This is a genomic window from Bacillus pumilus (assembly GCF_038738535.1).
Lineage (GTDB): Bacteria > Bacillota > Bacilli > Bacillales > Bacillaceae > Bacillus.
In genome coordinates this window covers 340,634-359,903 of sequence record NZ_CP046128.1, presented here as the reverse complement: position 1 = coordinate 359,903, position 19,270 = coordinate 340,634, and the positions used below count along the sequence as shown (strand labels likewise).

Genomic DNA, 19,270 nt, shown 5'->3' with positions numbered 1-19,270 from the left:
TCTTCGTTTGCTTAAAATATATCCATTAGCTTTTCAAGTTCATCCATGGTGAGATCTTCATCCCCTACATCACTAGGTGTCATCTGGGTTTCCTCCTGTGATACGCAATGTGAGATCAGCGCCTTCACATTCTTTTCAAGGAGATTCTTGAATTGTTCCATCGTACCTTCTTCAAATTCAAGATGATGATAAGAAATCGTCACATGGAGCATTGTTTGTTCTACGAAACCAACAATATCAAGTGCATGAGGCTTCTCTGATTCAGGGCTCAACGATTGTCCTGGATGCCACGTTGAGCGGCTTAACTCACCGCCGATCTGTTCATCAAACTGACCAAGATAGTTAAAGCTGATATCTGGTGTGACATCAAATGAGATATCGTCCTTCATCTTGTCAGGGGTTAAATATTTTAATATGCCATAGCCGATTCCCTTGTTCGGAATGTGCCTGAGTTCCTCTTTTAAATGCTTGATCTGATAAGAAAGATCGTCTGCATGCGACATATCCAGTAACACAGGATACATGCTTGTAAACCAGCCGATGGTTCGTGATACATCGACCCCAGGGAGGATTTCCTCTCTTCCGTGTCCTTCAAGATGAATAAAGTGTCTCTCTTCACCTGTCCACTCTTTCATGGACAATCCTAATGCTGTCAGCAAAATATCATTGATGTCTGTTTGGTATGCTTCATGTACATCTGTCAGCAGACTGCGTGTTTCCTCCTTAGACAATGTAAAGCGAATGGTCTGTGTATGAAGCATCCGCTGATCCTCCGTCACATGATCCTTTTGAAGCGGTGTAACGGAATGTGCAAGTACCTTTTTCCAATAAGCTCTTTCCGATAGCAGTTCATCTGACATCGCGTATTCCGTCAGCTTCTGGGCATATTCTTGGAAGGAGTGTGTTTTTTCAGGAAGTGTCAGGTCTTCCCCCCGCTTCGACTGTTCATAAAGAGCCATAAAATCTTCAAGGAAAATACGCCATGACACACCATCGATGACAAGATGGTGTACAGCGAGCAATAAGTGATCCCCTTGATCCGTTCGGAAAATGACTGGCTTCACTAAAGGTCCCTCCGCCAGCGATATACTCGCCTGCACTTCATTTGCAAGCTTTTCTACCTGCTGGATTTGCTGCGACAGTTCTCCTTGTACTTCCATCACCTCAACAGCCACCATGTTTTCCTCAATTCTTCGATGACGCTGGATCATGCGCCCTTCTTCAAGCTGATACACCATTCGCAAGGCATCATGATGGATCATCAGCTGCTCCAACACTTGCTGAACGATGGCTTCATCCAAGCCATTTAGCGCATGGAGCATAACCGATTGGTTCCAATGGTGCTGACTCGTAAAGTTTCGCTCAAAGAACCAGCGCTGAATCGGTGTGAAAATGACTTCCCCTTCAACTGGTGATTGGTCGGCTGTCATTTGATCAGCTTCTTCAATATATGGGCGGAGCTCCGCAATCGTTGGATATTGGAACAATAGCTTCATATCAAGCTTCCAGCCCGCTTGCGTGAGTCTGCTTGCCATTTGGATGCCTTTAATTGAGTCTCCACCAAGGAAGAAGAAGTGGTCGTGAATGCCGACTTGGCTCACGCCAAGGACATCTGCCCAAATATCGCAAAGCAGTGTTTCAACTTCGTCTCTTGGGGCTTCGTATGCCGTTTGGTTTGCTTCCATATCAGGCGCTGGCAATGCTTTCAGATCGACTTTGCCATTTGCCGTCATCGGCAGTTGGTTAAGCTTGATGATGTATGATGGCACCATATAGTCTGGCAACGTGCGTTTTAAGCTTTCTTTTAAGTCTTCTGTTTCATTCTCCGTGATGACATATGCGGCAAGCGCATCTTGTTCGCTCGTATCTTTCACCGTTGTCACAACTGCTTCTTTGACTGAATTCAGTTCAAGAAGCTGCGCCTCAATTTCTGACAACTCAATCCGGAAGCCTCGAATGTTGACCTGATGGTCTTTTCTGCCGAGATAGATCAGCTCGCCATCCTCTGTCCATTTCACTAAGTCGCCTGTACGGTACATGCGCTCACCTGGATAAAATGGATCTGGGACAAATCGTTTGTTGGTTTCCTCTGGAAGATTCCAGTACCCTCTTGCCAGTCCTTTCCCCGCAATCACGAGCTCACCCGGTACGTCTGGCGGCGAGAGGTCATATAACGAACCCATAATGTAAAAACGGGTATTGGCAATCGCTGTTCCGATTGGAAGCGTTCCTTGATCTGGGTTGATGATCCCGCTTGTCGCCACGACTGTATTTTCCGTCGGACCGTAGTTATTAACGAGTTTATATGGAACAGGCTTTACCTGTTTCAACTTGTCTCCGCCAGTCAGTAGGTAGCGCAGTGAATGATTGTCCATTGACATAAACTGCTCGCATAACTGGGTCGGCAGGAACGCAATGGTGATACCTTCTTGATTGAAATACGCGTTGAGCTTGATCATATCGAGACGAATCGCTTCATCGATGATGTGCAGCTCTGCGCCGGCGATCCATGTCGGGAACATCTCCCAAATGGAGGCGTCAAAGCCAAAGCCGGCATATTTGGCGGTTCGATCCGCATTTGTCACTTGGAAGGCATCATTGTGCCAGAAAGCAAGATTGACAAGGGACTGGTGCTCGACCATGACACCCTTCGGCTGTCCAGTCGTTCCAGACGTGTAAATCATATAGGCGAGATCTGTTGGTTTCATATGAACCTGAATCTCTTTTGCTTCGCCTTCTACCGCATCTTCTATCAGCAGGACATGACCTGCAAAGGAAGTTGGTGCAGTTAATCCTTTTTGCATCAGAAGTATCTCTGCCCCGCAGTCTTCCATCATGTAAGCAATACGCTGATCAGGATAATCCGCATCAATTGGAACGAATGCCGCACCTGTCTTGAGAACTCCAAGGACAGCGGCCGTCATATCAAGCGATGGGCGGGTGAGAATACCGACGCGGTCTCCTGGTTTTGTACCGCTTGAGATAAGTCTTGAAGCAACTACATTCGCCCGGCTGTTGAGCTCTTCATACGTCCAGCTCGTTCCGCAGAAAGTCGCCGCTTTTTGTAGGGGTGCCTCATGTACCTTGGCCTCAATCAGTGCATGGACCGTTTGATCTGACGGGACGTCTAGGACAGGTCCTGACCATTCGCTGAGCAGTTTTTGCTGCTGCTTCGGTGATAATAGCTGCATTTGATCTAACGATTGATCTGGCGCTGATACCATTTGTTCCAATAAATGAAGGAAAAACTCCTTCCACTTTTCAATCGAAGACTGTTGAAAGATAGAAGTATTAAAATCGAACACAAGCTCAATGTGATCAGCCGATTCGTTTCCAGTTAAGGTCAAATCAAATTTGGCGATATTTTCTTCAAATGGCTCTGGAACGATGTAAAGTCCATCCATCGTTAAATCACGGATATCCGCATTTTCCATCGAGAACACTACATCAAAGATTGGGTGACGGCTAGTGTCTCGAACCGTTTGTACTTGGTCTACCAATTCTTCAAATGGGTACAACTGATGCTTATTTGCCTCTAACACAAGTTGATGAACATTTGACGCAAATTCTGCAGCTGTCAGATGTCCTGCTGGCTTTGTTCTAAGTGCCAGCGTGTTCACAAACATACCAATGACAGATTGAATATCAGGGTGAGTTCTGCCCACAATCGGTGAACCGATGATGATATCTTCTTGTCTTGATAGCTTGCTTAAAAGGGTACTGTAGCAAGTGAGCAGGACTGTATACGTCGTACTGTTGAGCGCTCTGACCAGCTCATCCAATTTCGCTTTAAGCGGCCCATTGATTGTAAATGAGACGCGATCTCCTGCGAATGTTTGCACTTTTGGTCTTGGCAGGTCTTCTGGCAGTCCCAGTACAGGCAGCTCTCCTTGTAATTGCTCCAGCCAAAACGCCTCTTCAGCTCTTTTTTGTGCAGCAAACGTCTCACTTTTTGACCAAACCGCATAATCCTTATATTGAACAGGTAATTCCTGTAGTTTGTCTCCTCGATACAAGGCTGAAAGCTCCTCAATTAAAATGCCAACAGATGCGCCATCTGAAATGATATGATGCATATCAATCAGTAAATAATGGACATTTACGGAAACAGAAACTAGACCTACTCTGAGTAAAGGCGCCTTTCCTACATCAAATGGACGGATAAAGTCATTCATCAATTCCTGTATGTCTCTTCCGTTCCCTTCGATTTCCTCAATGTCTAAGGAAATATTTGATTCAATCCGTTGAACAGGTTCATTCTGAACAAAGTCAAAGCTCGTTCTAAATGCTTCATGACGATGGACAAGCTGCTCAATCGCTTTTTTAAATCGTTTTTCATCAAAAACACCTTCTAGCTTTAAAGCAGCCGGCATATGATAGCTTTGCTCCGCATCGGTCATTTTCTCCAATACAAACAGCCTTTTCTGAGCAGATGTCACTGGATAATAGGCCGCTTCTTCTGCAACCTCCACCCGCTTGATCTCCGTTTGATCCGCTTGATCAACCGCAAAGGCAAACGCCTCTAATGTTGGAGATTCAAATAAAGACTTCAAAGTGAGCTCCACGTGCATCTCTTCATACAGCCTGTTCAGCATTTTCATGCCGCGCAGCGAATGGCCACCGCATTCAAAGAAATGATCGTCCCTGCCGATTCTCGGCACTTCAAGAACTTCCTCCCAAATGCGCGCTACGTGATGCTCTGTTTCGGTTTGAGGAGGGATGTACTCATTTACCCCCTGCTCACTTAGGTCAGGCACCGGTAAGGCGCGCCTATCTACCTTGCCGTTATTCGTCAGCGGAAGCTCGTCTAATTGCATGAAGAACGACGGCATCATATACACAGGCAGTTCACGTCCTGCTTGCTCGCGCAAATCAGTTAATGAGACAGACCCTTCTGCTGTGAAATACGCACATAATGTATCATTTGGAGCTGCAATGACGACGGCTTCCTTCAATTGCGGATGTCGCAGCAGCTGATGCTCAATTTCTCCAAGTTCAATACGCTGACCTCGAATCTTCACTTGATGATCAATCCGTCCAATGAATTCAATCTCTCCATTTGACAGCCATCGTGCAAGATCACCCGTTTTATACATGACCTCACCAGGGCGGAAAGGATTTTCCACAAATTTTTCGCTTGTGAGTTCTGGCTGCCCATAATATCCTTTCACCAGTCCATCACCAGCGACACATAGCTCTCCCGCAACACCCGGCGGCTGCACATGTCCAAATTCATCTACAATGTAAACAGCCGTTTGACTCACTGGCTTTCCAATTGGAATGGATAACGCCTGCTTCTCAATGTGATTCACTGGATAATACGTAGTGAAAATCGTGCTTTCAGAAGGACCGTACATATGAACAAGCTTGCCTTCCCCCACCGTTTCAAGTGCAGTCATGACATGAGGCACGGAAGCTCGCTCTCCGCCAAACAGAACTTTTCTGACGTTCTTCAGGCTGTCTTTTTTCATATCGATGAGTAAGTGAAAAAGAGCTGTCGTGATCATTAAAATACTGACTTTTTCCTTCTCAATCGCTCCAGAAAGCTCATTCATATTTAAGATATGGTCCTTTGGCAGAACAATCAGTTTCGCTCCGTTTAATAAAGCACCAAACACATCAAACATAAAAGCATCAAATACATAGTTTGATAGACTCATCACCGTGTCTTCATGATGAATGGCAAGATAATTTGATTGCTTCACCGTTCTCAAAATATTCCGGTGTGTCACCATATTTCCTTTCGGCTTGCCAGTTGTACCAGATGTATAGGTCAAATTCGCCAAGTCCTCAGGTAAAATAGGTATGTCTATATTGCTGCCTGACTGCTGAACAATCAGTTGATCTTCTGTTTCGACGACGGTTCCCTCAAAAGAAGCGAGTACCGAACGTTGGCGCAGCACCTGGTGTGTCAGTAAAAATTGTGCACCGCTATCTGTCAAAAAGTGCTTCACGCGCTCATCAGGGAAATCAGGATCAATTGGTACATAGACGCCGCCCGCCTTAAGCACAGCTAGAACAGAGAGTACCATCTCATTGGATCGTTCAAAGAATAAGGCCGCTTTCATCCCTCTTTCAAACCCATGTTCACGCAAATAATGAGCCAGCTGGTTCACTCGGTCATTCAGTTCTTGGTAAGAAAGAATCACACCTTCACATTGGAGTGCAGACTTATGACCATGCTCCTGCACCTGCGCTTCAAACTGCGTCACAATGGTTTCTTCTGCCGGATAAGGCGTCGGTAACGGATTCCACAGATTCAGTTGAGCTTCCGCTTCCTGTTCAGACAGTAATCGATAGGATCGAATCGCTTCCTCCGGCGATTGGACCATCTGCTCCAGCAAATACATATAATGATGCAGCATTTGCTCGGCTGTACTTCGTTTAAATAGCGCCGTACTGTAATCGAGGACAAAGGATAAACCTTGATCTGACTCCATCGCTTGCAGCGTTAAATCAAACTTTGCAATATGGAAATTGGTTTCTTCAATTTCAACTTGCATCTCTCCAATATGCTGGGCTGCTCCATGATCTGGCATGAGTGTAAAAACGGTATCGAATAAAGGATGACGGCTAAAATCTCTTGGTATATTCAGCTTTTCAAGCAGCCGTTCAAATGGATATTGCTGATGCTCAAATGCATGCATCGTCTTTTCCTTAACTTGCTCGATCAACTGCGACATGGTTCCATTCGGATCAACCTCTGACCGCAAAGCAAGTGTCTCGACAAACATGCCGATCATGTCATCCAGGTCTGCATGCACACGCCCTGCCGCCGGTGTTCCAACCACGAATTCCTTTTGACCCGTGTACTTCGCAAGCAATGTATAGTAAGCAGAAAGCAGAACCGTATACAGTGTCGTGTGGTGATTTGCCGCAAGCTCCTGCAATTGTTCCTTTAACGTTTCATCTATTTCTTTGATCACACGGTCCCCTGCAAAAGACTGGACCGCTGGGCGTTGATAATCGGTCAACAGCTGTAAAGCAGGAAGATCACCCAAAAATTCCTGCAGCCAGAATGCCTCTTCTTTTTGAAAATCTTGTTGTTCTTGCCAAACAGCATAATCTTGATATTGAAGCTTCAATGGTGCTTTGACCGATCCCTCGTAAGCATCTGACAGCTCACGCAGCATTAAATCAATCGAAAGACCATCTGAGATGAGATGATGCATATCGAAAAAGAGCAGGTGCTCCTGATCATGTAATGACTTCAAGCCAATACGAAGAAGTGGTGCACACTCAAGGTCAAAAGGTCTGACAAATTGCTGCATATTTTCTTCCATCGTGCCGCCTGTCAGCTGCTCTATTTGAAATGGCACTGATGGAGCTACCTGCTGACATGGAACACCTTTCAACGTATGAAAAGAAGTACGCAGCATATCATGACGTGTGATGAGTCTTTCAAAGGCTTCAGTCAGCTTCTCTCGCTGCAATGTTCCTTTTAACCTCACAACAGCTGGCATATGGTATGCGGTGCTTTGCTCCAATTGACTCACCATATAAACGCGCTGCTGTGGAGGTGACAATGGATAGTGGTCTGCTGCCGGCGCTTTTGGTATCACCGTTTCAGAAGATGTTTCCGCTTGCTCAATGTAGGCAGCCAAAGCGGCAATGGTCTGCTGTTCAAATAAAATGGAGAGCGGCACTTCCACCTGAAAGTCTCGCTGAACATGTGTGAGTACTGTCATCGCTTTAAGTGAATGACCACCTCGCTCGAAGAAAGAATCATATACACCAATCTTCTCTTGACCAAGGATTTCTTCCCACAAACGCACAAGCTTCGTTTCGAGATCGTTTCTAGGTGCAGCATATACAGCATGAACTGCTTTGTCGCCTTTTAAAGCAGCAAGTGCACGACGATCGACTTTGCCGCTGACTGTGAGTGGAAATGCATCAAGCTCTTTGAAATAGAGCGGCATCATGTAAGCTGGAAGCTGATGTTTGATAGCGGCTTGCAGCATGTCAACTGACACACCTTCTTGACGAGCTTGATAGTAAGCACTTAACGCCTTTTCCCCGTCCGCTTCATCAACCACAAGTACGACAGCTTGATCGACTCCATCTACCTGCTCCATCACTGCTTCAATTTCGCCTGTTTCTATGCGGTAACCCCTTATTTTTACTTGATCATCCATTCTGCCAAGATAATCAATCGTGCCCTCCGGAAGCCATCTGACTAGATCCCCCGTTCGATACATACGCTCGTGTGGAGAAAACGGATCTGCCGTGAATACCTTCTCCGTTAATTCAGGCTGATTCACATAGCCTCGTCCAACACCTATCCCTGCAATGCATAGCTCTCCAACAGCCCCCTGCACCTGTAATTGATCATGGTCATTTAAAATATAAAGACGGTGATGACCGAGTGGTTTTCCGATCGACACATAACGCTGCTGTTCAGATGATTCGCGCAGCTCACTTAGTTCCAGACGATGAACCGCCGCATCGACACACGTCTCAGTCGGACCATACACATTCCACAAAGTAAAATCAGGCTCACTCATACGAACCGCTTCGATAAGAGAGTGTGCTGCTTTCGCAGGCAATGCTTCTCCCCCAATCAACATGTGTGTCAATGACAGCCCGTCCAAATCCGCTGCAAGTAAAAGCTGCACATGCGCCGGTGTTCCGTCTGCTGCTTCAATTTGATGTTTTTTATAATAAGCCGCTAATTGAACACCATTTCTCGTCGTTTCTCGCGGGATGATATGAAGCGTATGCCCAAATAAAAGAGCAGCAAAGATTTGTTTCACCGATGCATCAAAATGAAATGGTGCAAGAAGCGCCATTTGAAGCTCACTCGCCCCTTGATAAATCTCATGATGCAAGGCATGGACCAAATGATGCAGCTGAAGATGCTCAATCATGACGCCTTTCGGCTTTCCAGTCGTACCTGATGTATAAATCATGTAAGCCAAATCCTCAGGTGCCGACTGATTTACAAGCTCAGGCAGCAGACCATCATCTAATTCGATTTGCTGCTGAACGACCATTTTTTCCGAGAGGGCACGGTATGTTGAAACGAACGATTCCTCTGTTAACACAATGGAAGCACCAGAATCCTCCACAATATATTGAATGCGCTCCTCAGGTAATGCCGGATCAATCGGTACATATGCCCCGCCAGCCTTTAATATGCCGAAGATCGCCACCATAGCATCTGCCTTCCGATCCATTAGGACAGCAACAGGCACATCACGCGAGACACCTTTCATTTGTAAAAACCGCGCCAGCTTTTCTGCCTTTTGATACAGCTCTCCATAAGTAAATGCTCCATTTTCCGCTACAACGGCTGTCCGCTCTGCATACTTATTTGCTGTCTCATCAAACATGTGGTGAACCGGTTTTTCAGCTGGTTTTTCAAACGGAATTCTCTCAGATAGTTGCAGCAGTTCCTTTTGTTCATCTGATGGAAGTAAAGGAAGTCTCCCGATCAGCTGGTCAGGCTGAGAGACCGCCGCCTCTAGTATGATCAAAAATCGATCAAACATTTTACTGATTTCTTCTTCGGTGAATACATCTGTACGGTAGTCCAAATCAATGGTCAATGTATCTGTATCCCAGCGGTCCTTTACATGGATTGAAATATCATTCATTCCGCTCCCGCTAAAAATCGGTTCAGTAATAAAAGACAGATTCTCTTTTTTCTGCCACTGCATGACCTGGTATTCTAAAGAAATATCAAAAAGGCGCCCTGTAAACCCTTCTCTTTCTCGCAAATCATTCATGAGGAGATTGTAAGGGTACTTTTGGTGACGCAAGATCTTCATTTGATCCGCCATGACCTGTTTTACGAAATCAAGAAATGTTTGCGATCCATGAACAGATGCACGCATTGGAATCGTGGAAACAAACATACCAATCATCTTTTTTTCTTTGGCATTCGTTCGGTTGCCCATAAAGGTTCCAAGAACAACATCCTCCAAGCCGCTAAAACGATGTAAATATACATAAACAGTGGACATAAACATCGAGAGCATACTGACTTTCTGCTCTTCACAAAAAGCACGAAGTTTCTCCTTCAAAGAATCTGGAATATCCCCCGAAAATCGCTGCGCATGTAAACTCATCTCGTATCCCTTATGCGGTTTTAAAGAAGCGAAATCTGGAATATTGGCAAATTGCTCATTCCAAAAGGCTTGGTCTTTTTGAAATCGTTTAGAAGTTTCATAGCTTTGCTCACTCATGATGTGATCAACGAAGGAAATCTCCTCAACCGGTGAGATGTCTACCCCGTGCAGCATGTCCTGGTATAAGTCGATAATGCGATTTCCCATCAAGATAATCGAGATACCATCCGCCACAATATGATGTGCTTTACAGAACAGCCAGCACTCTTGATCACTGATTTGAAAGACCGTAAATTCAATCAAGGGGCTGTCAATTAACGGCATTGGCTCACGGATTTGCTCATTCGCCCAAGCCCTCACTTCTTCTTCACTCCAGCCCTTCTCCATGCGAATCGGCTGTTCTTCATAAGGCTTCATATATTGAACAGGCTCCTCCTGCTCATGTCGATACACCAGCCTCAAACGAAGGGAGTCAGTTTGGCGAATGTACGCTTGAAGCACGTCAACGACTAAAGATGGATCTAAACCTGATACCGATCTCAATCTGGCGAATCCACCCAAATTAGAAATACTTGTACCTGGATAAAATCTTTCCGTGTAGAATACTCGCTTTTGCGCATGTGTTAAGGGGTAATAAACTGTATTCATTCTTATCCTCCGCCTCTTTTATGTTTTCTCCACCAATGTGACACCCTGAACCCTCTATATCAAAAGAACCAAGTCTATTTGATTAAATAGACGCAATACGGAAAGAAGCCCACCCCGAATAAAACGGAGGGACTCCCATTTTGATTCGGTAACCTGCCGACCATAGTAAAAAAGCAACATTTACCTTAGGACATGGCTTTGCGTCTCTACGTTTCCATAGATTTGCCTTTTTCTTCTTTTCTTTTTAAATATTTTCTATTTACGTCCACTTTATATGAAATTATTGTTTTTTTCACCGAAAAATGGGTGTAAAGATTCATGCGTTATACCGAATGAATCACATGATAATTTACGATATTTACCGAAAATAACTAATAATAGTTGCGTTCAACCGAAAATAATCGACTAAATACCGCAAAAATTTCATGTTTCCCCTTAAAATTTGCAAATATGACCGAAAATGCAGGATAGAGGTCTCCTTTCATTATCCAAAATTTCTTAAATCTTAAGAACTATATTCCCTGAAAAATTGAAAATATTTACCGTAAAAACAACACAAAAAGAGCTGCCATTTCAAATGACAGCTCCCTTGTTTCTTCATTATATTTACATCACCTTAGACAGGCCAATCGTTTTCTCAATGATGAGCAACGCAATGATAGAAATGATAATAAATATGACAGATATCGCATTGACACTCGGATCAAAGGTTTGCTCAATGTAATTAAACGTCCTGATGGGAATCGTAATGGTTTGGGGAGAGGAAACGAACAAACTGATCGATATTTCCCCAAATGACGTCACAGCTGAAAACACCCCGCCTGCAATAATTCCTGGCTTAATCAAAGGCAGCGTCACTCGAAAGAATGTGCGAATGGGTCCTGCACCAAGATTCATTGAAGCTAGCTCAAGCCGCGGGTCCAAATTCGAGACACTGACGCCTACTGTTCGAACCACATAGGGAAAGCCAATAATGACGTGACCTATGACAAGCGCCCACAAAGATCCCGTAAACCCCATAGCCGTAAACAAATAAAGCATGGCAATCCCCAACACTACCTGAGGAATCATAAGTGGTGACAAAATGAAGGCTTGGATGGCCTCCTTTCCCTTAAAGGTAAGCCTTGCTAAAGCATACGAAGCCATCGTGCCTAAAAGAACCGTGAGCGGCGTTACGATGAATAGCAAAATCACACTGATACGCAGAGACTCCATCCATTCTGGATTCGACACGACCTCTTGAAACCAACGAACGGAGAACGAAGTCGGCGGAAATTCAGGAAAGGCATTTGGACTAAAAGCAGATAGGACGATGACAAGAACAGGTATGGTTAAAAAGAGATAAACCAATGACCCAGCAGTCCAAATCAGGATTGAAAGCAAGCGGTCACCTAATGATTTTTTACGCATGCATCCTCGCCTCCCAACGCTTCAATAGATAGCTTAATAAACTGACCACCACAAGCACACAAACCAATAACGTAAAGGACATCGCTGCAGCAAGAGGCAAGTTATACACCTGCATGACCTGCTGATAAATAGACAGCGGCAGCAGAGGCTGCATCCTTCCGCCGACTAACAGCGGGGTGATATAGCTCCCAGCCGCCAGTGAAAAGACAATAATAGCTCCAGTCACCATACCTGGAATGGTCAGTGGAAAGGTCACATGAAAGAAGGTTCGAATACGTCCAGCTCCTAGACTCATAGAAGCCGGTCGTAAATGACGATCCATATCGGTTAAGCTCGTCGCGATAGGCAGCACTGCAAAAGGCAGCATGACCTGAACATAAGCAATAATCACCGCATTCATATTCCACAGCATAGAGAGCGGCTTTTCAATCACATGTAAATCTAATAACATGCCATTGACCAGACCATTTTGCGAAAGAAGGACAATCCATGCAAACGTCCGAATCACAACACTTGTCAAAAGCGGCGAGACAAGTAAGATATAGAAAAATGCCCGCAGACGCGGATGAGGTGCCTTGACGAGCACGTATGCTGCGGGGTATGCCATCAATAAACAAATCACCGTTGTCTGCAGGGCTACCCACACTGTACTTCCAATCGCCTTCACATACGCATCTGTCGTGAACACATGAATATATTGAGAAAAGCTATATGTTTGTAATGTATTCATCATTGAATCCACATCACGAAAACTGAGGACGAACATCATCACAAGCGGCGCTAGTAGAAATACAACAAGAAACAAACACGCAGGCAGCAGCATGAACCAATGAAATCGCTGATTCTTTTTCTTGATACGCATCACGTATGCACCTTCGAATCTAGGAAAACGATATCTTCAGGCTGCCAATTGATATGAATTGCTTCTCCAGCTTTCGGCAGTTCAGGAAATGCTGCATCAGAAGCATGGACAATCATTTCACCGCTATCGAGCCCCACCACTAAACGTAATGAGTGACCAATATAACTGACATCTGCCAGCACGCCTGATACATGGTTGGGCTGAACGTCTTCCCACTCAGAAGATATGCTGATTCTTTCTGGACGGAGCATGAGTAAATGATTCCCCTTCTTCTCTTGGTGTGCCGCAGCCTTTAACTCAACATGCTGCCCGTTTGACTGGGTTAAATGAGGAACGATAAATGCAGCTTTAGCTTCATCATATACTGCTTCAAATAGGTTCACCTGTCCGATAAATTCAGCAACAAATCGATTGTTTGGCTGGCGATACACCTCTAAAGGCGTCCCAATCTGCTGGATTCTTCCCTCACCTAAAATCCCAATCCGATCAGAAAGGCTTAATGCTTCCTCTTGGTCATGGGTCACGAGGATGGTTGTAATTCCGACATTCCTTTGAATATTTCGAAGCTCTGTCTGCATATTTTTTCTAAGTTTTGCATCTAGGTTACTGAGCGGTTCATCAAGAAGAAGAACAGACGGCTGAATTGCAAGCGCCCTTGCAATCGCTACCCGCTGCTGCTGTCCACCACTTAATTGATGCGGCATACGTTTCGCAAACGCCTCTAATTGCACAAGAGACAAACATTCCATTACTTTCTCTTTGATTTCTGCCTTCTTTTTCTTTTGAACCTTTAACCCGTACGCCACATTATCAAATACGGTCAGATGCGGAAAGAGTGCATAGCTTTGAAAGACCATACCCGTTTTTCTTTGATAAGGCGGTAAAGTCGTCACATCCTGATCACCAATATAGACGACACCTTTTGTTGGCTCTAAAAAACCGCCAATGATGTTTAATAACGTTGATTTTCCGCAGCCGCTAGGGCCAAGAAGGGAGAAAAACTCTCCCTCATTCACCGTAAGACTGACATCGTTAAGAGCAATCTGCTCGCCGAAATGCTGGCTGATATGTTCTAAATGGATTCCACTCATGCGATCACCTATTTTCCTCCGCCTAATACTTCGTTCCATCGATTTGTCCAATTGCCAAGCTCTGAAGTTGCTGTTTCGTAATCTACCCAAGTCAGCTTGCTATAATAATTCTCTCCAACCTTGACCTTCCCCTTAATCTTGTCACCGTATTTCACATCAGAATTCGACATGCCATAATAAGATTTTTCCGAGAAAGCCTCCTGAGCTTCTTTTCCACTTAAATAGTTTAATAGTTTGTAAGCCGCTTCTTCATGCTGACTTCCCTTCGTTAAAGCCCAGCTCGCAACAGCTGCAACAGCGCCTTCTTTCGGATATGAGAAACCTATATCCATTCCTTCTTCTTCAAGTGCAAATACTCGTCCATCCCAATATGGAACTGCTGCCACGTCACCACGTTCTAACAAGGTTTGAATAGACCCTGGATTATCTGGAAAAGCAGCTACATGTCCTTTTAATTGTGAAAGGCTTTTAAAGGCTTTATCAATATCCTTAGGATTTGATTCTGTCCCACCTTGAGCATGGACAAGCGCAGAAAAAAATTGCAAACCAGCTGAATAAGTCGGAGATGATATCGCCACCTTCCCTTTTAGCTGACTGCTCCATAGGTCTGTCCAGCTGTTTGGTTCCTGCTTCACAAGATCTTTTCGATAAGCAATTCCTAGCTGCCCCATGCTAAAGCCTGCTGCATATTGTTTCCCATCAATAGTGAGCTTCTTTTGGACAGAACGGTAAAGTTTTTTGACATTCGGTGCTTGCTCTTCGTCAATCGGCGCAAGAACATTTGCTGCAATGCCTCTTTGAATCGTATCAGGCTGTAAAATAAGCAGGTCATACGGTGGATTTTTTCCATTGGACGCTTTTAATTTCGTAAACCATTCAGAATCCGCTCCAGAGACGGTTTGGACTTTAATTCCCGTATCTTTTTCAAACTTTTCGAGGATTGGTTTGATATTCTTTTCCCAATCGCCTCCGTATACGCCAACGATCACAGTCTGCTGCTGTTTACCTTGATCCTGTCCATTTCCACCGCAAGCTGTCAGCAGTAGAATCATTGATAGTACACCTGCAAAAATAGTGATTAATCTTCTTTTCATGATTGATTTCCCCCTTTTTGTCCATCCATATGACGAAGTGCTTGAATAATATCTTTCTTTGTTAACGGCTCATCTCTATGACTGAAATGTTGATGAACTGCATGTTTATAATGCGTACGTTCATTAGCTGGGTAAGAACGCAGCTGCACGGCAAGCTCGCTGCTGGCTTCATCCGTCCATACTTTCTCATAAGCTTCTCTGTGTTCTCCGAAATCCCACATGATATCAGCAGGATGATCAACCTTTTCACGAAGCTTATTCGTTTGCTTTTCATCAATCTTCCATTCATTTTGGTCTAGATACACTTTAACGCCATATTGCTGCAGCGCTCTTTCTTCACTTAATAGACCTGCTTCCACTTCCTGAAGCACTTTTTCTTTATTTCTAGCAAATGGATTTCCCCAGCCGCCTCCACTTGGTGATATTAATTGCACAATATCACCTTTTTCAAGACGCAGAACATCTATTTTTGGCTGGTCTTGTTTTTCACCTTTTGCTGTGATCAGCTTGACCTCACCAACAGCTCCTGCTCGGCCGCCCATTAACCCCCAAGGCTGAAACTTCATTCGTTCCATTCCTCGTGCGGTCACCATAGATTCAGGCTTGATCATTTCAAATTCCAAACCAATCGCATGTCCACCTCGGTTTTCTCCTGCCCCGCCTGTGTTCGGCAAAAGCTCATATCGGTGAACATGAATATCAATATGCTGTTCTAAACTCTCAATGGGTGTATTTTTCAAAAAGCCAGATGAATGATCAATGCCATCTACTCCATCCGTTCCATTTTGAGCACCGCCGCCTCCGCCTAATGGTTCGACAACAGACATTTTCCTGCCACCTGTTTGATCATCAGGAACAGAGAGAACAACAATAGCAGATTGACCTGCACCTGCTGCCGGCACTGCTTCAGGTAACAGCTTACCAATGGCGCCTAGCACGACATTATACAGCCTCATCGTAATCGAATGCCGAATACCAACAGAGGCCGGGTATTCTGGATGCACCAGCGTCCCTTTAGGTGAAATCACTTCAATCGGATATGTTATTCCGCCATTAATCGGTATAAAGGGATCTTTACTAATAATGTAATTAATCAACCCTTGATATAGGAAGGAATGCTTCTGACCATTGGTGACAAGGTTAAAAGCTGTTTTCACTTGAGGGTCACACTCAGAAAAATCAAGAATCAGCCGCTTTCCTTTCACCGTTAACTTGATTTTCAAACGGATCGGCACATCCGAGATCATATCATCATCTAAATAATCAGCGAATTCACTCGTTCCATTCGGAATGGCTTCAATGACCTTTCCTGCACGAATCTCAGCTTGCTTCAGCAGGTCCATCATTCCTTGTTTCACTTCATTTTTTCCAAATTTGCCGATCATTTCTTTTAACCGAATTTCTGCTGTATTTACTGCAGCAATCATCGCATTGATATCCCCATCATTTAAATGACTGGCTCGGCTGTTGGCTCTTAAAAAGGTACGAACGACCTGATTCTCTTTCCCGCCTTCATAAATTTTCACTGGCGGGATTCTTAATCCTTCTTGATGGACATCTGTTGCTGTCGGTGAAATACTCGAGGGCACAAGTCCGCCCACATCACTCACATGAACAAAAGACCAAGCATAGCTGACAATTTCACCATCTACGAAAATTGGCTTAATGATATGGACATCCGGCAGGTGAGTCGCTAAACCATCTGTCGTATAAGGGTCATTTGTGATGATAATATCTCCCGGCTGCATCGCCCCGCTCTCTTCAATCGCTTTTTTAAGACTCAGCCCTAAAAAGATCGTTACACCCACTGTCTTCGGATAAACAAAGAAATCTCCAGAAGGCGTGGCTAACGCTGTCGCAAAGTCAGCTGATTCTTTGACGAAAGTCGTAAAAGACGTCCGCTCAATGACATGTCCCATGCCAGACGCAATTGCATTAAAATAACTGCGCATCATCTCAAGCTTTGCTGGATCAGTTCTCATGTAAAGCCGCCTCCCTTGAAATCACCAAGTTCCCTGATTGATCAATGCTGCCTGTCCAATTTGGCAGAATCAATGTTGTCGTATCATCCTGCTCAATAATGGCAGGTCCATTGATGACAGAACCTACTGACAAAGTATCTCTGTAATAAATAGCTGCTTCATGTTCTTTTTCTTCTATAAAGATTCGCCTGTATTCATATGGCTTCAAAGATTGTCCGCTGCTTTCATGAACAGGTGTGAAAGGCAGCGGCGGCGTCTCGCCTATGACTCGAACTCGTAAATGAGTAAACTCGATGTTCGCCTGATCATCTCTATGACCATATTGACGCTGATGCAGTTTGTGAAAGGCTTCAATGAGTTGGTGGATATCTTGTTCTTGCTTCAGCCATTCAGCTGATAATGGTAATTCAATCTCAAAGGCTTGTCCTTGATAACGTGCATCTGCCAATAATAGAATGGATGTCTGTTTAATATGCTGAATGTTCTGCCGACTGAACCAATCAGCCGCTTTTCGCGAAAGCATCTCAAAATCTTGTTTTAGTTGATCTATCGAGTAGTCTTGTAAGCATATTTTCTTCGACAGCACCGCATCATGAATAAAATCAGCGGTCAGAGCACCTAATGCACATAATGTTCCTGGACTTGGAGGAACGACCACGTTTTTCGCATGGATTTCTCGAGCAAGGAAATTCGCCACAACCGGTCCTGCTCCGCCAAACGCTAGTAAACTAAAATCTCTTGGGTCAAACCCTTGCTGCTCCATGACATTGCTTAATTCTGTGTACATATTGGCGACAGCTACTTGGATCAGCTGGTCAGCCGCTTCTTCTACCGTTTTGTTGAGCTGGTCAGCAATTGGCTGAAAGGCCTTTTCCGCCGCGGATAGCTGTAGGTGTAAATGTCCTCCAGCAAAACGCTCTTGATTGAGATAACCGCATATGAGGAACGCATCAGTTAAGGCAGCTTTCTTTCCCTTACCATACGAAGCTGGTCCCGGCTGTGAGCCAACTGATTCTGGTCCTGCTTTGAGAAGCCCGCCCTGATCAATCCACGCGACAGAACCTCCGCCTGCCCCTATTGAATACATCGCAACAGATGGAAGAATGATAGGAAAACCTGAAAGCTGATTAGACTGAGCCATTGTAGGCTGCCCCTTTTGAATAATGGAGATATCTGCACTCGTCCCCCCTACATCAAAAGTGATCAGGTTGGATTCGTTTGCAGAGGCTGCGATTCTTGCCGCACCAATGACACCAGCTGCCGGACCAGAAAAAAGTGTTTTAACAGGTGAAGTTGCTGCACTTTCTGCATCCATTAAACCACCATTTGATTGTGTAATGTATGGAGAAATTGGTACACCTTCTTCTTTCAAACGGCTTTTCAATGTTTGTAAATACTGTTTTACCTTTGGTTGAATGTACAAATTGACAACAGACATCACAGTACGCTCGTATTCTCTCATTTGAGGCCATAATTCAGATGAAGTAAGGACTTCTAATTGCGGATAATGGTGTTTGATATAGGCTTTTGCCTGTAATTCATGAACTGGATTTTGATAACTATGTAAAAAAGAAATGACAATACCTGCTAGCCTTTTAGACATGACCTGCTGGACAGCATGATCTAATTGCTGCAGATGGAGAGGTTTTTTGATCGTACCATCGTGTATCAACCTTTCAGAGATTGGGTATACATGCTTTCGTGGTATCAACGGTTCCGGCAAACGAGAATTGAAGTCATAAGGAATGGGTAATCGTAATCGTTGTAGTGATAATATGTCTTGAAAGCCTTCCGTCACAAAAAGGGCTAAATCTGCTCCTTTCCGCTGCAATAATGTATTAAGACCGATTGTCATTCCATGTACGAGATATTGGATTTTAGATAAATCAACACCTCTGTCTTTTAGAAGTTTTAGCCCATTGATAATTCCCTGGGCTGGGTCGTCAGTCACTGTGGGTGTTTTGAGTTCAGTCAGCGCCCCTGTTGCTTCATTCATCAGCGATAAATCAGTAAATGTTCCTCCTATGTCTATACCAAGCCGATAAGAGACATCCGCCATTTGTACTCCCCTCCTGCAATGTAAATAGAATCATATTTTGATAAATTACGACAT

The 19,270-nt window shown here is 44.4% G+C and carries 7 protein-coding genes and 1 riboswitch; all 7 genes read right to left on the bottom strand.

Translation table 11 applies throughout. From position 1 onward, the window contains the following. Positions 1-11 precede the first annotated feature (11 nt). The 7 genes from GKC25_RS01855 to GKC25_RS01825 all read right to left on the bottom strand — a co-directional run bounded on the left by GKC25_RS01855 (position 12) and on the right by GKC25_RS01825 (position 19,216). Positions 12-10,718: an amino acid adenylation domain-containing protein gene (locus GKC25_RS01855; protein ID WP_342689891.1), complete on the bottom strand. Its 10,707-nt coding sequence runs from the start codon at positions 10,716-10,718 to the stop codon at positions 12-14. A gap of 144 nt (positions 10,719-10,862) precedes the next feature. Next, a riboswitch (cyclic di-GMP riboswitch) is annotated at positions 10,863-10,955 on the bottom strand. Between the two features lie 369 nt (positions 10,956-11,324). Next, positions 11,325-12,128, bottom strand: a complete 804-nt coding sequence (locus GKC25_RS01850) for an ABC transporter permease (protein WP_034664143.1) — start codon at positions 12,126-12,128, stop codon at positions 11,325-11,327. Next, positions 12,121-12,990 carry an ABC transporter permease gene (locus GKC25_RS01845; RefSeq protein WP_034664145.1) on the bottom strand — a complete coding sequence of 290 codons (870 nt, stop codon included), beginning with the start codon at positions 12,988-12,990 and terminating at the stop codon, positions 12,121-12,123. The genes GKC25_RS01850 and GKC25_RS01845 overlap by 8 nt, the downstream gene beginning before the upstream one ends. After that, complete coding sequence (locus GKC25_RS01840) at positions 12,990-14,081, bottom strand: ABC transporter ATP-binding protein (protein WP_034664147.1); 1,092 nt, start codon at positions 14,079-14,081, stop codon at positions 12,990-12,992. Before GKC25_RS01840 ends, GKC25_RS01845 begins: the two co-directional genes overlap by 1 nt. A gap of 8 nt (positions 14,082-14,089) precedes the next feature. After that, the gene (locus GKC25_RS01835) at positions 14,090-15,175 is read right to left on the bottom strand and encodes an ABC transporter substrate-binding protein (protein WP_034664150.1); all 1,086 of its coding nucleotides are present in this window, start codon (positions 15,173-15,175) and stop codon (positions 14,090-14,092) included. Continuing rightward, positions 15,172-17,157, bottom strand: coding sequence for a hydantoinase B/oxoprolinase family protein (locus GKC25_RS01830; protein WP_342689890.1), 1,986 nt, complete (start codon positions 17,155-17,157; stop codon positions 15,172-15,174). Before GKC25_RS01830 ends, GKC25_RS01835 begins: the two co-directional genes overlap by 4 nt. After that, entirely contained in the window at positions 17,147-19,216 is a 2,070-nt protein-coding gene (locus GKC25_RS01825) for a hydantoinase/oxoprolinase family protein (protein WP_034664154.1), read from the bottom strand. Before GKC25_RS01825 ends, GKC25_RS01830 begins: the two co-directional genes overlap by 11 nt. Between the last annotated feature and the right edge of the window lie 54 nt (positions 19,217-19,270).